The sequence below is a fragment of the Cytobacillus stercorigallinarum genome, from assembly GCF_014836495.1.
Classification (GTDB): domain Bacteria; phylum Bacillota; class Bacilli; order Bacillales; family Cytobacillaceae; genus Cytobacillus; species Cytobacillus stercorigallinarum.
On sequence record NZ_JACSQT010000010.1, the window covers coordinates 1 to 15575 of the forward strand.

General features: G+C 40.7%; 16 protein-coding genes, 2 rRNA genes and 1 riboswitch. Of the genes, 16 read left to right on the forward strand and 2 right to left on the reverse strand.

All coding sequences use genetic code 11. The features are described 5' to 3' along the window. Positions 1 to 114: ribosomal RNA gene (locus H9655_RS17475) — 23S ribosomal RNA — on the forward strand; the annotation flags it as partial. 229 nt (positions 115 to 343) lie between these two features. After that, positions 344 to 460, forward strand: a 5S ribosomal RNA gene (rrf, locus tag H9655_RS17480). A 103-nt stretch (positions 461 to 563) separates the two neighbouring features. Here rrf and H9655_RS17485 read toward each other — a convergent pair. Beyond that, positions 564 to 1052, reverse strand: a complete 489-nt coding sequence (locus tag H9655_RS17485) for a hypothetical protein (protein ID WP_191816429.1) — start codon at positions 1050 to 1052, stop codon at positions 564 to 566. Between the two features lie 192 nt (positions 1053 to 1244). Between H9655_RS17485 and H9655_RS17490 the strand changes: the two genes are divergently transcribed. From H9655_RS17490 to purD, 14 genes are all read left to right on the forward strand, one after another. Beyond that, entirely contained in the window at positions 1245 to 1787 is a 543-nt protein-coding gene (locus H9655_RS17490) for a DUF2179 domain-containing protein (RefSeq protein ID WP_191816431.1), read from the forward strand. Then, complete coding sequence (locus tag H9655_RS17495; RefSeq protein ID WP_191816433.1) at positions 1784 to 1978, forward strand: NETI motif-containing protein; 195 nt, start codon at positions 1784 to 1786, stop codon at positions 1976 to 1978. The genes H9655_RS17490 and H9655_RS17495 overlap by 4 nt, the downstream gene beginning before the upstream one ends. A 94-nt stretch (positions 1979 to 2072) precedes the next feature. Then, positions 2073 to 2174: riboswitch (purine riboswitch) on the forward strand. 143 nt (positions 2175 to 2317) lie between these two features. Next, complete coding sequence (purE, locus tag H9655_RS17500; protein WP_191816435.1) at positions 2318 to 2806, forward strand: 5-(carboxyamino)imidazole ribonucleotide mutase; 489 nt, start codon at positions 2318 to 2320, stop codon at positions 2804 to 2806. Further along, a complete protein-coding gene (gene purK, locus H9655_RS17505) occupies positions 2793 to 3947 on the forward strand; it encodes a 5-(carboxyamino)imidazole ribonucleotide synthase (RefSeq protein ID WP_191816650.1) in 1155 nt (384 codons plus the stop codon). The genes purE and purK overlap by 14 nt, the downstream gene beginning before the upstream one ends. A gap of 3 nt (positions 3948 to 3950) precedes the next feature. After that, positions 3951 to 5243, forward strand: coding sequence for an adenylosuccinate lyase (gene purB, locus H9655_RS17510; protein WP_191816437.1), 1293 nt, complete (start codon positions 3951 to 3953; stop codon positions 5241 to 5243). Positions 5244 to 5335: 92 nt separating this feature from the next. Further along, a complete protein-coding gene (purC, locus tag H9655_RS17515; RefSeq protein ID WP_191816439.1) occupies positions 5336 to 6055 on the forward strand; it encodes a phosphoribosylaminoimidazolesuccinocarboxamide synthase in 720 nt (239 codons plus the stop codon). Beyond that, positions 6048 to 6302, forward strand: a complete 255-nt coding sequence (purS, locus tag H9655_RS17520) for a phosphoribosylformylglycinamidine synthase subunit PurS (protein WP_095370721.1) — start codon at positions 6048 to 6050, stop codon at positions 6300 to 6302. Before purC ends, purS begins: the two co-directional genes overlap by 8 nt. Next, on the forward strand, positions 6299 to 6985 hold the full coding sequence (gene purQ / locus H9655_RS17525) for a phosphoribosylformylglycinamidine synthase subunit PurQ (protein ID WP_191816441.1): 687 nt from the start codon (positions 6299 to 6301) through the stop codon (positions 6983 to 6985). Before purS ends, purQ begins: the two co-directional genes overlap by 4 nt. Beyond that, positions 6969 to 9185 carry a phosphoribosylformylglycinamidine synthase subunit PurL gene (purL, locus tag H9655_RS17530; protein WP_191816443.1) on the forward strand — a complete coding sequence of 739 codons (2217 nt, stop codon included), beginning with the start codon at positions 6969 to 6971 and terminating at the stop codon, positions 9183 to 9185. Before purQ ends, purL begins: the two co-directional genes overlap by 17 nt. After that, entirely contained in the window at positions 9170 to 10582 is a 1413-nt protein-coding gene (gene purF / locus H9655_RS17535; protein WP_191816445.1) for an amidophosphoribosyltransferase, read from the forward strand. Before purL ends, purF begins: the two co-directional genes overlap by 16 nt. A 130-nt stretch (positions 10583 to 10712) precedes the next feature. Further along, entirely contained in the window at positions 10713 to 11738 is a 1026-nt protein-coding gene (gene purM, locus H9655_RS17540) for a phosphoribosylformylglycinamidine cyclo-ligase (RefSeq protein WP_191816448.1), read from the forward strand. A gap of 16 nt (positions 11739 to 11754) precedes the next feature. Continuing rightward, positions 11755 to 12327, forward strand: a complete 573-nt coding sequence (gene purN / locus H9655_RS17545; RefSeq protein ID WP_191816450.1) for a phosphoribosylglycinamide formyltransferase — start codon at positions 11755 to 11757, stop codon at positions 12325 to 12327. Positions 12328 to 12358: 31 nt separating this feature from the next. After that, positions 12359 to 13894: a bifunctional phosphoribosylaminoimidazolecarboxamide formyltransferase/IMP cyclohydrolase gene (gene purH / locus H9655_RS17550; protein ID WP_191816452.1), complete on the forward strand. Its 1536-nt coding sequence runs from the start codon at positions 12359 to 12361 to the stop codon at positions 13892 to 13894. Between the two features lie 19 nt (positions 13895 to 13913). Continuing rightward, the gene (gene purD / locus H9655_RS17555; protein ID WP_191816454.1) at positions 13914 to 15194 is read left to right on the forward strand and encodes a phosphoribosylamine--glycine ligase; all 1281 of its coding nucleotides are present in this window, start codon (positions 13914 to 13916) and stop codon (positions 15192 to 15194) included. 41 nt (positions 15195 to 15235) lie between these two features. Here purD and H9655_RS17560 read toward each other — a convergent pair whose 3' ends face one another. Then, a complete protein-coding gene (locus H9655_RS17560) occupies positions 15236 to 15529 on the reverse strand; it encodes a YgaP family membrane protein (protein WP_191816456.1) in 294 nt (97 codons plus the stop codon). Positions 15530 to 15575 lie beyond the last annotated feature (46 nt).

Below are 15575 nucleotides of genomic sequence, written 5' to 3' on the forward strand. Positions count from 1 at the left end.
TCCCATAGCGCAAGCTAGTAAGATCCCTGAAAGATGATCAGGTTGATAGGTTAGAGGTGGAAGTGTGGCGACACATGCAGCTGACTAATACTAATCGATCGAGGACTTAACCAATTTGAAATGCGGAGGCGCCTTGCCCAGGTGCGACAAGCATAAGACGAATTTGACAGGAGGTTGTTCTTTAACCTCATGACAAATTTGGCTTATGACCTCGAGCACCTAGGCGCCGCAGCTAGACAACACTACCTTAGTAGTACCGTCAGCACGCATAGGCGATTACTCAATAACAATCTTCTTCAACATTACCTAGTTTTGAGGGAACGATTCCCTTATAATTTCATAGTCCGGTGGCGATAGCGAGAAGGTCACACCCGTTCCCATACCGAACACGGAAGTTAAGCTTCTCAGCGCCGATGGTAGTTAGGGGCTGTCCCCTTGTGAGAGTAGGACGTTGCCGGGCAAGATGAAAGAGCACATATTTGTATGTGCTCTTTTTTCGTGCTTATTTGCTAGGTCTCTATAGATGTTTTCAAGTTTTTTACGTTCAAGTTGAAAGGCTTTATCTATTTCATTTGTAAATACTGATAAAAATGATATAAATCTGCCCGCATTTGAAAGTTTTCTTGTTGGAGGGTGGAAGTGACGTTTTTCAATTGATTCAACTCTTCTTGCAAATATTGCAGTTTCATCTGCATATTTGCCATATCCGTTTTGGCAATATTTTTTTCTCTTTCCTCTTCACGATCGATGATTTCATTTTCTTTTATTCCTTTTATAATCGAAACGGTTCCTATGCTTTCCCCTAATGCGACGATGGCACCGCCAAGTATAGCTAGTCTAAATGATTCTAAGCTGAGCAGGCCTCCACTTTCCGTCTCGGTTATGCCTTCCTCGTCTTCTTCTACTTCGTCTAAAAGTCCTATAACAACAATAATGCTTCCAATAGCAGAAAGAGCGCCGCCTAGTAATGCGAGTCTCTCACTTTCACGAACCCCTTCGCCTTCAGTTTGGAAATTTGCATGTTGTCCGTAAAATGGATACCAAAAGACCATCTCTCTCCACCTCTTCTCCTATCATTAGGCATACATCCTGTATAACAGAGTATTCTTTTATATGTAGATGGTACATTGTTTCAAGCGTTTAATTAAGGAAATTTGGGGAGTCGAACAGGAAAGTAGTGATTTAACCTGGAAAGATTGGGAATAAAGATAATAAGAAGTTTGAAGTGAGATAGGAGTGTTAAAATGTTAGAGAATGGCCTTGTAATGGTAACGATTATTTTGGTTATTAATATTGTGTATGTGTCCTTTTTTACGATTCGTATGATATTAACACTAAAAGGGCAGCGTTATCAGGCAGCATTTATTAGTATGATTGAAATTGTTATTTATGTCATTGGATTAGGCTTAGTACTCGATAATTTAGATCAGATACAAAACATTATCGCCTATGCAGTCGGGTATGGTATAGGTGTCATTGTTGGAATGAAAATTGAAGAAAAGCTTGCACTTGGCTATATTACTGTTAATGTAATAACGAAGGAGTATGATAAAGATTTGCCAAAGGATTTACGGGCCAAAGGATATGGTGTAACGTCTTGGGCTGCGAATGGGCTTGAAGGGGACCGTATGGCACTGCAAATTTTAACTCCAAGAAAATATGAATTAAAGCTGTATGAAACGATTAAAACACTTGACCCGAAGGCCTTTATCATTGCTTATGAACCAAAAACGATATATGGTGGCTTCTGGGTTAAATCTGTTAAGAAAGGTAAGTTATTTAAGTGAGTCAAAAGAAAAAGAAGTTTGAAGTGTTAGAAAATGAAACGATTGATCAATGCTTAGAGCGCATGAAGCAAGAAGGCTATTTTCCAATAAGAAGAATGGAAAAACCGTACTTTAAAGAAATAAAGAAGAATGGGAAAATAGAATATGAACCTGCAGGGCAAAAAATAGTCTTTGAAGGACAACTTTTGTAGTAAAACACGAACATTAATTTTCTGACTTCTTCAATCGTTCGAGATTATCATTGACGGACAATTCGGAAGTTGTTAAGATGAAATTGAAAGAAAACCTAACAACATTTTACCCCCTCATATAATAATGGGAATATGGCCCATGAGTCTCTACCCGGGAACCGTAAATACTCGGACTATGAGGGAAAGCTTCTTGTTTGTCCAAGGGACTGGTGTCTCTAAATTCATAACATTTGGATTTATGAATGAATGGCTCAGACAGAATCTTTCTCTCTTAGATTAGAGCGAGGATTCTATCTGGGCTTTTTCATTTTTTGGTCAAAAAGAGAATGGAGGAGAAGGATGAATATCGAAGTTGCCGTCATCATGGGTAGTACATCAGATTGGGAAACGATGAAACATACTTGTGACATTTTAGATGAGCTTGAAGTCGGTTATGAAAAAAAAGTCGTTTCTGCACACAGAACGCCTGATTTGATGTTTGATTATGCAGAAAGTGCAAGAAATAAAGGAATCAAAGTCATTATTGCAGGAGCAGGGGGTGCCGCACACTTACCTGGCATGGTAGCGGCAAAAACAACCTTACCAGTCATTGGTGTTCCAGTTCAATCTAAAGCGTTAAACGGGATAGATTCCTTATTATCGATTGTGCAAATGCCTGGCGGTGTCCCAGTTGCTACAGTTGCCATTGGTAAAGCAGGAGCAATAAATGCAGGGTTACTGGCAGGACAAATCTTAAGCGCCTTTGATAAGGAACTTGCTCAACGTTTAGAAGATAGACGAGAAAGAACAAAACAACAAGTGTTAGAAAGTAGTGATGATCTTGTCTAAACAAACCATACTACCTGGACAAACAATCGGCATAATTGGTGGAGGGCAGCTTGGTCGTATGATGGCATTATCGGCAAAAGCGAACGGTTTTCGCATAGCTGTACTTGATCCTACGGAAGATTCTCCATGTGGTCAAGTGGCTGATGTGAAGATTGTTTCAGCTTATGATGATATGAATGCGATTAAACAATTAGCATCTATAAGTGATATTGTGACATATGAATTTGAAAATATTAGTGCTGAGGCACTTGATTGGCTTTGTGAGAATGCTTACGTGCCTCAAGGTTCACATGTATTATCGCAGACACAGGATCGCATAAAAGAGAAGGTAGCAATCACAAAAGCTGGTGCGACTGTAGCCCCGTACGCAGAGATTCACGCAACGGAAGATATTTATGCTAATATAGAAGCGCTTGGCTTTCCTGCTGTTTTGAAAACAGCAAGAGGTGGATACGATGGGAAGGGACAATATGTGATTCATAACGAAGCCGAAATAGAAAAGGCGAAAGAATTATTAAATCATGGGGCATGCGTCTTAGAGAAGTTCATTCCTTTTCAAAAAGAAATCTCAGTGATTGTTTTCAGGAATCCCAATGGTGAAACAGCCTTCTTACCAGTAGGGGAAAATGTGCATCAAGATAATATTCTACATCAAACGATTGTACCGGCGAGAATTTCTGAATTAGCTGCGCAAACAGCCTTAGAAGAGGCAAGAAAAATTGCCGATGATTTTGAGCTAGTTGGTACACTTGCGGTTGAAATGTTCCTAGGAGAAAATGATGAGATCTATATTAACGAACTAGCCCCAAGACCGCATAATTCTGGTCATTACTCTATTGAAGCATGTGAGACTTCACAATTCGAACAGCATATTCGCGCAGTTTGTAATTGGCCTTTAGCTAGCACAGAATTACTCAAACCTGCTGTCATGGTCAATATCTTAGGAGAGCATGTTGAGTCTCTTATTCAGGCCATTCCAACTGTAACGGATTGGAAGGTTCATTTATATGGGAAAGCAGAAGCGAAGTTTAAACGAAAAATGGGTCATGTGACATTGCTTCGCGACAACGTAGAGGAAGCTTTACGTGAGGTAGAAGAAAGTGACATTTGGCAAATTGCTGCAGAAAAGATCGGAGGATAAATCATGATTGATCGTTATACTCGCCCAGAGATGGGAGCTATTTGGACAGAACAGAACCGTTTCCAAGCTTGGTTAGAAGTGGAGATTCTTGCTTGCGAAGCCTGGGCAGAGCTTGGAGATATTCCTAAAGAGGATGTAGCTAAAATCCGTGAAAAAGCTTCATTTGACATTGAGCGAATTAAAGAAATAGAAGAAGAGACAAGGCATGATGTTGTTGCCTTTACACGTGCCGTTTCTGAAACACTCGGTGAAGAACGTAAATGGGTCCATTATGGCCTTACTTCTACAGATGTTGTCGACACTGCACTTTCCTATATAGTAAAGCAAGCAAACGATATCTTACTAAAAGATATCGAACGTTTTGTAGAAATTCTTAAAGTAAAAGCACAAGAACATAAAAACACAGTGATGATGGGACGTACACATGGTGTGCATGCGGAGCCGACTACTTTTGGTTTGAAAATGGCGTTATGGTATGAAGAAATGAAACGTAACTTGGCACGCTTTAAAGAGGCGGCTGCTGGCGTTGAATTCGGTAAAATTTCTGGTGCTGTTGGTACGTATGCGAATATCGATCCATTTGTTGAACAATATGTTTGTGAAAAGCTTGGTATTCAACCAGCGCCTATTTCTACACAAACACTCCAACGTGATCGTCATGCACACTATATGAGCACGATTGCATTAATTGCAACGTCCATCGAGAAGTTTGCCACTGAGATACGCGGCCTGCAAAAGAGTGAAACACGGGAAGTGGAAGAATTCTTTGCAAAAGGACAAAAGGGTTCTTCAGCCATGCCTCATAAGCGTAACCCGATTGGGTCTGAGAATATGACAGGGATGGCAAGAGTCATTCGAGGTTATATGATGACCGCGTATGAAAATGTGTCATTGTGGCATGAGCGTGATATTTCTCACTCTTCAGCGGAGCGCGTGATTTTACCAGATGCAACGATTGCATTGAATTATATGCTTAACCGTTTCGGCAATATCGTGAAGAACTTAACCGTTTATCCTGAGAATATGAAACGAAATATGGACCGTACGTTAGGGCTTATTTATTCTCAACGTGTGTTGCTCGCGTTGATCGATAAAGGCCTTGTACGTGAAGAAGCGTATGATACTGTCCAACCAAAGGCAATGGAATCATGGGAAAAACAAGTACCATTCCGTAGCTTAATTGATCAAGATGAAAAGATCACTTCTCTTTTAACAAAAGAAGAGATTGATGATTGCTTCGATTATCATCATCACTTGAAGCATGTAGATACGATCTTTAATCGTTTAGGCTTATAAAAAATAATGGGGAGAAGAAGGTTTTCCTCCTCTCCCCATTCAATCCACTTAGTAAGAATATTGCTAATTTTCATGATTGGGAGGCGCAAGTCATGCAAAAAGGTTCACTTGTTTATGAAGGAAAAGCAAAAAGGGTTTACAACACAGATGATGCATCTATCGTTTGGCTAGAATACAAAGATGCTGCTACTGCTTTTAATGGAGAGAAGAAAGCAAGTATTGATGGCAAGGGCCGTTTAAATAATGAGATTACTAGCTTGCTATTTTTAAAACTGAAGGAGCTTGGTATTGATTCTCATTTTGTGAAGCAAATTTCTCCAAATGAGCAACTTGTAAAGAAAGTGGAAATCATTCCATTAGAAACTGTTGTGAGAAATACTTCAGCAGGTAGCTTTGCAAAAAGGCTTGGCGTGGAAGAAGGAAAACCATTAGCAAGACCAATTGTCGAATTTTATTATAAGGACGATGATTTAGGTGATCCATTATTAACAGAGGACCATATAGAAATCATGAATTTAGCAACGGAAGAAGAAGTCGCTATTTTAAAAGAAAAAGCATTGAAAGTAAACGAAGTATTATCGCAATTTTTTAAAGAGTTGGGCATCCGCCTCGTCGATTTTAAATTGGAATTCGGTAAGGATGCATCAGGTGCGATTCTGTTAGCAGATGAAATTTCACCTGATACATGCCGCTTTTGGGATTTAAAAACGAATGAAAAGCTCGACAAAGATGTTTTTCGTCGCGACCTTGGCAATTTAACAGATGCTTATGAAAATATTTTATCCAGACTGGGAGGAAAACTTCATGTATAAAGTTAAGGTGTTCGTCACATTAAGAGAGAGCGTATTAGATCCACAAGGAAATGCTGTTAAACACTCCTTGCATTCCATGAATTACAACGAAGTGTCAGATGTGCGCATCGGAAAATACTTGGAGCTTTCGATTGAAAAGTCAGAGCGTCCTGTTGAAGAAGTAGTAAAAGAAATGTGTGAAAGACTACTTGCAAATGTCGTGATTGAAGATTATCGTTTTGAAATCGAGGAGGCTGTTGCTCAGTGAAGTTTGCTGTGATTGTTTTTCCAGGGTCGAACTGTGATATTGACATGTATCATGCAGTAAAAGATGAGCTGGGCTGTGATGTGGAATATGTTTGGCACGATGAAAAAAGCTTAGATGGTTTTGATGGCATTCTATTACCGGGGGGATTTTCATACGGCGATTATTTGCGAAGCGGAGCCATTGCGCGTTTTAGTCACGTGATGAAGGAAGTCATTAAAGCGGCTGAGGCAGGGAAACCGGTATTAGGCGTTTGCAACGGTTTTCAAATTTTACTAGAAGCAGGATTACTGCCAGGGGCGATGAGAAGAAATGAAAGTTTAAAATTCATTTGTCGTCCAGTGCAATTAAAAGTAGAGAACAATCAAACGATGTTCTCGCAAGGATATGAACAAGACGAAGTGATTACCATACCGGTAGCTCATGGTGAAGGAAACTATTATTGTGATGAAGTGACACTTGCTAGTTTAAAAGAAAACAATCAAATTGTATTTACTTACCATGATGTCAACCCGAATGGCAGCTTAAGCAATATTGCTGGTATTACGAATAAAGCGGGTAATGTGCTTGGTATGATGCCCCATCCTGAGCGAGCGGTAGATGAGCTTATAGGTGGCGCTGATGGGTTAAAACTTTTTCAATCAATTGTGAAACAATGGAGGGAATCACATGTCGTTAATGCTTGAACCAAGTCCAGAACAACTAAAAGAACAACAAGTCTATAAGGAAATGGGTTTGTCAGATGACGAATTTGCAATGGTTGAAAAGATTTTAGGTCGCCTACCTAACTATACTGAAATCGGCCTTTTCTCTGTTATGTGGTCAGAACATTGTAGCTACAAAAACTCTAAGCCTGTATTGAGCAAGTTCCCTACAAAAGGCGAGCATGTGTTGCAAGGTCCAGGAGAAGGTGCCGGAATTGTTGATATAGGAGATGAACAGGCTGTTGTATTCAAAATTGAAAGCCATAATCATCCGTCTGCGATTGAACCTTATCAGGGGGCAGCAACGGGTGTGGGCGGGATTATCCGCGATGTATTCTCGATGGGCGCAAGACCTGTTGCACTCCTCAACTCTTTACGCTTTGGAGAATTGGATACTCCTCGTGTTCGCTACCTTTTTGAAGAAGTAGTGGCAGGCATTGCTGGATATGGTAATTGTATCGGCATTCCAACAGTCGGTGGAGAAGTGCAGTTTGACGCCTCCTATGAAGGGAATCCACTTGTGAATGCGATGTGTGTCGGTTTAATTGATCATAAAGATATTAAAAAAGGGCAAGCGCATGGAGTAGGTAACACAGTCATGTATGTAGGAGCCAAAACGGGGCGTGACGGCATTCATGGTGCTACTTTTGCTTCTGAAGAATTAACGGATCAATCAGAGGAGAATCGTCCGGCTGTTCAAGTGGGTGATCCATTTATGGAGAAGCTGCTATTAGAAGCATGCCTTGAGCTTGTAAAATCTGATGCATTAGTGGGAATTCAAGATATGGGTGCGGCAGGTTTAACGAGTTCATCTGCAGAGATGGCAAGTAAAGCTGGTTCAGGGATTGAAATGAACTTAGACTTAGTACCTCAGCGCGAAACGGGAATGACTGCTTATGAAATGATGTTATCGGAGTCACAAGAAAGAATGTTAATTGTTGTGACGAAAGGAAGAGAGCAAGAAATTATTGACCTTTTTTCCAAATATGATTTAGAAGCAGTGGCAATTGGCCGTGTGACTGATGATAAACAGCTTCGTTTAATTCATAAAGGTGAAGTAGTGGCAGATGTACCAACAGATGCATTGGCAGAAGAAGCGCCTGTATACCACAAGCCGTCCAAAGAGCCAGCTTATTACCGTGAATTCCAGACGATGGAAAATGATATTCCGGCAGTTGATGATCATAAAGAAACGCTACTGTCATTATTACAGCAACCTACGATCGCTAGTAAAGAGTGGGTATATGACCAATATGATTATATGGTAAGAACGAACACCGTCGTCGCTCCAGGGTCAGATGCGGCAGTTATCCGTATCCGTGGAACGAAAAAAGGGTTAGCGATGACAACGGATTGTAATTCACGCTATATGTATTTAGATCCTGAAGTGGGCGGAAAAATCGCTGTAGCCGAAGCAGCGCGTAATATCGTTTGTTCTGGTGGGGCGCCGTTAGCCATTACGGACAACTTAAACTTCGGTAATCCGGAAAAGCCAGAAATTTTCTGGCAAATTCAAAAAGCTGCTGATGGGATCAGTGAAGCTTGTCGTACATTAAATACGCCGGTTATTGGTGGTAATGTTTCGTTATATAACGAAACAAATGGTACAGCGATTTATCCTACACCGGTTATCGGGATGGTTGGTCTAGTGGAGGATATTGAGCATGTGACAACACAAGACTTCAAACAAGCAGGCGACTTGATTTATTTATTAGGTGATACGAGAGCGGAATTTGGTGGCAGTGAATTACAGAAGCTAAGCTATAAAAAAATCTTCGGGCAAGCACCAGCAATCGACTTAACTGTAGAAGCAGCACATCAAGCACAAGTCTTAACAGCTATTCAAAAAGGGTTACTATCATCTGCACATGACCTTGCAGAAGGTGGGTTAGCGGTGGCGGTAGCTGAGAGCTTATTCGCGAATCAATTAGGTGCGAAGCTTGCGTTAACTGGGGAAGCGACAACTCAATTATTCAGTGAATCTCAATCTAGATTCCTTCTTAGTGTGAAGAAGGAAAACAAAGAAGCATTTGAACAATTAACAAATGCTACACTCATTGGTGAAGTAACAAACGAACAAACACTTGAAATTACTGTGAACGACGACATTGTGATCAAGGAGCAAACAGAAGTGCTAAATAAAGCGTGGAAGGGAGCCATACCAGCATGCTTGCAGAAATAAAAGGGTTAAATGAGGAATGTGGCGTCTTTGGTATTTGGGGTCATCCGGAAGCAGCACAGATTACTTATTACGGATTGCATAGCTTACAGCATCGCGGTCAAGAAGGCGCAGGGATTGTTGTAACAGATGGAGATAAGTTGAAAGGTGTAAAAGGAGAGGGTCTCGTCACTGAGGTTTTCTCTCAAGCTGCTATTCAAGAATTAAAAGGAACTTCAGCAATTGGTCATGTGAGGTACGCTACGGCAGGCGGCGGGGGCTATGAGAATGTTCAACCACTGTTATTCCAATCACAAAATGGCGGTCTAGCTCTGTGTCACAATGGAAATTTAACGAACGCTACTGCCCTTAAATATCAACTAGAAGCACAGGGAAGTATTTTTCAAACGAGTTCAGATACCGAGGTATTAGCTCACTTAATTAAACGAGGTGGTGTGTCTTCTCATAAAGAGCGTGTGAAGAATGCATTGTCCATGGTAAAAGGCGCTTACGCCTTCTTAATTATGACTGAAAATGAAATGATGGTTGCGGTTGATCCGAATGGTCTCCGTCCTTTATCACTAGGTAAAATCGGCGATGCTTACGTAATTGCTTCCGAAACATGTGCCTTCGATATTGTCGGAGCCGAGTATGTCCGTGATGTGTTGCCTGGAGAGTTATTAGTCATTGATGATAATGGCTTCCGTTCCGAGATGTTCGCAATGGCTTCAAATATTTCTATGTGTGCAATGGAATATGTGTATTTCTCCCGACCAGATAGTAATATTAATGGCATCAATGTCCATACAGCGCGAAAAAATTTAGGGAAACAGCTTGCTGTCGAAGTTCCGATTGAAGCGGATGTTGTAACAGGCGTACCTGATTCAAGTATTTCTGTAGCCATTGGTTATGCTGAAGCAACAGGGATTCCTTATGAGATGGGCCTCATTAAAAATAAGTATGTGGGTCGGACATTTATCCAACCATCACAGTCTTTGCGTGAACAAGGGGTAAAGATGAAACTATCACCTGTAAGAGGCGTTGTTGAAGGGAAACGAGTTGTCATGGTGGATGACTCCATTGTACGTGGAACAACGAGCCGTCGGATTGTGACGATGTTAAAAGAAGCAGGCGCGACAGAAGTACATGTAATCATCAGCTCGCCACCGATTAAAAATCCATGCTTTTATGGCATTGATACTTCAACAAAAGAAGAATTGATTGCTTCTGATCGTTCTGTAGAAGAGATTCGCGAAATTATTGGTGCTGATACACTTACTTTCTTAAGTCCAAAAGGGATGATCGATGCGATTGGCAGAGAAGAAGAAGGCGAGACAAGAGGTCTTTGCTTAGCTTGCTTCACAGGGAAGTATCCAACGGAAATATATCCAAGCACGCTACATCCATACGAAAAAGTATAAATCATAAAGTAGCAACATTGTTTGCTACTTTATTCTTAGAAAACAAATAACTGCGTTTTGGTGTCTAATACTGGGCGCATATTGCTAGATTGAAAGAATACCTGTTAATAAATTGGTGAGGTGGATAGGAATGGCGAATGCTTATAAACAAGCCGGTGTAGATATTGAAGCGGGTTACGAAGCAGTGAACCGTATGAAGAAGCATGTGGAGCGAACGGTGAGGCCAGGTATGATTGGTGGTCTTGGCGGTTTTGGAGGCATGTTTGATTTGTCATCACTTGGCTTAAAAGAACCGGTGCTTGTATCTGGGACAGATGGTGTCGGAACAAAACTGATGCTAGCTTTTATGATGAATCAGCATGACACAATTGGGATTGATGCTGTTGCTATGTGTGTCAATGATATCGTTGTTCAAGGTGCAGAACCTCTTTACTTCTTAGATTATATTGCTTGTGGGAAGGCTGAGCCAGAAAAGATAGAAGCCATTGTCAAAGGGATAGCTGATGGTTGTGAACAAGCAGGTTGTGCCCTTGTTGGTGGAGAAACAGCGGAAATGCCTGGAATGTACAGTGAAGAAGAGTATGATTTAGCGGGATTTTCTGTTGGTGCATGTGAAAAGAGTGATTTAATCGATGGTTCAAGCATTCAAGAGGGTGATGTTTTAATCGGCCTTGCATCGAATGGAATCCATAGCAATGGTTACTCTCTCGTACGGAAAATATTTTTAGAGGATGCAAAACTCTCATTGCAAGAGTATAGAGAAGAACTAGGGAGCACGTTAGGGGAAGAACTTCTAAAGCCAACGCGAATCTATGTGAAATCCGTTTTATCGGCATTAAAGCAATTTGATGTGAAAGGCTTCGCCCATATTACGGGTGGCGGATTTATCGAGAATATCCCTAGAGTGTTACCTCAAGGTTTAGGAGCTGAATTAATCGAAGATAGTTGGGAGATTCAGCCGATCTTCAAGCTGATGGAAGAAGTAGGTAAGCTTGCGCGCAAGGATATGTACAATATATTTAATATGGGCATCGGAATGGTTGCCATTGTTCCTGTCAAAGATGCTGAAAAAGTAGTCAACCACTTTAATCAAATTGGTGAAAAAGCAAGTGTAATTGGTAAAGTTACACAGCAAGAGGGGATTACAATCCTTTAATAAGACGGAGGTTATCATGAAAAATATCGCCATTTTTGCATCGGGCAGTGGAACAAATTTTCAAGCGATTGTTGATGCCTTTAAAAACGGTGAATTGCAGGTTGATATTAAACTACTGGTAAGTGATAAGCCAGAGTCTTACTGCATTCAACGTGCTGTAAATGAAGGGATTCCAACCTTTGCTTTTCGTGCGAAAGATTTTACGAGTAAAATAGCATATGAAGAGCAAATATTAGTAGAATTAAAGAATGCGAACATAGACTTTATTGTTCTTGCAGGGTATATGCGTCTTATTGGGGATGTTCTTTTACGTGAATATGGCGGAAAAATTGTCAATATTCATCCTTCTTATCTACCAGCATTCCCTGGTAAAGATGCTATTGGACAAGCGCTGTCTGCAGAGGTCAAACAAACAGGTGTAACCATTCATTATGTAGACGAAGGGATGGATACTGGTCCGATTATTGAGCAAAGAAAGGTAGACATCCTGCCAGATGATACGAAGGAAGCATTACAGAGCCGCATTCATAAAGTAGAGCATCAATTTTATCCAGAAGTATTACAAAAGCTTTTAAATGAAGACGCCTAAGAAGAACATCTTACAGGGAGGAAAATGAACGATGAAAAAACGTGCGCTTATTAGTGTATCAGATAAAAATGGTGTAGCCGCATTTGCGAAAGAACTTCACGAATTAGGGTTTGAAATTGTTTCAACAGGTGGAACAAAAAAAGCAATCGCTGAAGCTGGGATTCCAGTAATCGGTGTAAGTGATGTTACAGGTTTTCCTGAAATTTTAGAAGGAAGAGTAAAAACATTAAATCCGCTGATCCATGGTGGTTTACTAGCTAAGTTCGATGATCCATCTCATCAAGCGCAGTTAGAAAAACATGAGATTCATCCGATTCAAGTGGTATGTGTGAATCTCTATCCTTTCCAACAAACGATTGCTAAGCCAGATGTGACAGTAGAAGATGCCATTGAAAATATTGATATCGGTGGTCCTGCGATGTTACGTGCCTCAGCTAAAAACCACGCACATGTGACAGTTGTTGTTGATCCAATGGATTACGAAACAGTCATTACACAATTAAAGGAAAATGACATTGTAGATGCTGCAACCAAACGCAAGCTAGCAGCAAAAGTATTCCGTCATACAGCTGCTTACGATGCAATGATAGCTGAATATATGACAGAATTAGCAGAAGAAGAGCAGCCAGAAAAATTGACAGTTACGTATGAATTAAAACAAGCATTACGTTATGGAGAAAACCCTCATCAAAAAGCTTCCTTTTATCGCAAACCTTTAGGGTCGGCCTTTTCGATTGCTAACGCTACACAGCTACATGGAAAAGAGCTGTCTTACAATAATATTAATGATGCTGATGCAGCGTTACAAATCGTTAAAGAGTTTGACGGTCCAGCTGCTGTGGCGGTTAAACATATGAACCCATGTGGTGTCGGTGTCGGCACAGATATTTATGATGCTTTCTCTAAAGCTTTTGCAGCTGATCCTGTATCTATCTTTGGAGGGATTATCGCCCTTAACCGTGAAGTCAATGCACAAACAGCAACGAAACTTCATGAGATCTTTCTTGAAATCATTATAGCGCCATCTTTTTCAGCAGAAGCACTTGAGATTTTACAAGGGAAGAAGAATTTAAGACTATTAACGATTCCGTTCGATGGAAATAAAAAGACTGAAAAACGTCTAACTTCTATAGAAGGCGGTTTATTAGCGCAAGATTATGATACTTACGGTCTTGAAGAAGCGAATATTACTGTTGCGACAACAAGAGAACCAACGGAGGAAGAGTGGCAATCACTCAAACTTGGCTGGAAAGTAGTGAAGCATGTGAAATCGAATGCAATTGTTGTCAATAATAGCGACCAAACATTAGGTATTGGTGCAGGGCAAATGAACCGTGTCGGCTCTGCAAAAATTGCGATCGAGCAAGCAGGAAAAGCAGTAGAAGGAGCAACGATGGCATCAGATGCCTTTTTCCCGATGAATGATACAGTTGAAGCAGCAGCACAAGCGGGTATTACGGCCATTATTCAACCAGGTGGCTCAATTAAAGATAAAGATTCTATCGAAAAAGCAAATGATTATGGCATTGCAATGGTATTCACTGGTGTGAGACATTTCAAACATTAAACTGGGGGAGAACATGAAAATGAACGTATTAGTAATCGGTAGAGGCGGACGTGAGCATGCCATCAGTAGAAAGTTAAGTGAAAGCAGCCAAGTGAAAACAGTGTTTGTCGCACCAGGAAATCCAGGAATGGAAGATGTGGCGACGATCATTGATATCTCTGAGAACGAACAAGAAAAACTGATTGCTTTTGCGCTTGAGAACCATGTTGAATTAACAGTTATTGGACCTGAAGTCCCTTTACTTGAAGGTTTGGCTGATAAGATGGAAGGAGCTGGACTTACTGTTTTTGGACCAAAAAGTCGAGCGGCTGAAATTGAAGGCAGTAAATCCTTTGCCAAAGATCTTATGAAGAAATATGCCATTCCAACAGGAAGTTATGAAGTGTTTGATCAGTATGAAGCTGCAAGTGCTTATGTGAAAAAACATGGTGCGCCGATTGTAATAAAAGCGGATGGATTAGCTGCCGGAAAAGGTGTCGTTGTCGCATTGACAGAAGACGAGGCGTTAGCGGCGTTAGAGGATATGTTAGTTGGAGAAAAATTTGGTGAAGCTTCTGCTACTGTCGTTATTGAGGAATTTTTAGCTGGTGAAGAATTTTCATTAATGGCTTTTGTTAATGGAGAGACAGTTATCCCCTTAGAGATTGCTCAAGACCATAAACGTGCTTTCGATGGAGATAAAGGACCAAACACAGGAGGAATGGGTGCTTATTCACCTGTCCCACATATCAGCAAGGAGACGGTTGAAACAGCGATTGCAACGATTTTAATTCCAGCGGCAGAAGCGTTAGTTCAAGAGAATCGCAGCTTTTGCGGCGTTCTCTATGCAGGACTTATCGCGACAGAGCAAGGGCCAAAAGTGATTGAATTCAATGCCCGCTTTGGTGATCCGGAGACACAAGTCATCTTACCTAGAATGAAGTCGGACTTAGCCCATGTCATGTTAGAAGTAATTGCCGGACATAAACCTGTGATTGAATGGGATGATGAGGCAATGCTTGGTGTCGTTGTCGCGGCCAATGGTTATCCGGATGCCTATGAAAAAGGCGCGGAACTAATCGGGATTGAAGAAGTTGCGGAAAGAGCATTCGTCTTTCATGCCGGAACAGCGAAAAATGCCCAGGGTACCTTTACAACAAATGGCGGACGTGTTCTACTAGTTGGCAGCAAAGCAAGTGATTTAGTAACCGCACAGAATCAAGTGTATGATGCGTTAACAAACTTAACAACTAATGAAGTCTTTTACCGAAAAGATATCGGCTATAAGGCGATTGATCAGGCTAAAATCAACGTTAAATAGAGGAAAAGTAAATGCCCCCAAAAAATAAGGGGGCATATTTTTTATTCTAAATCAGTATCTTTTAATAACTTTTGCTCTTTTAAAAAATCTATAGGTGGTTTAAACTGGTGATCAGAATCTTTTATGTTCTCTTTCCCTTTTTCAAATAAGGCAATGATAGGGCAGTAGCGGACAATACCTTCTGCGACTTTCATTGCACCAAGTGAAGTAAGAATGAGAAAACGATCACTCCAAGGTTTTTTAACGAGCTTTGTGGCACTCCAAGCAACAATGGTTAATCCACAAGTAATACGGATTAATGCCTGAATGATACCAATATTGGGCTTAACATTCATAAAAGGACCTCCTTCACAAAAAATTAACAAATATTTGTTATTCTTT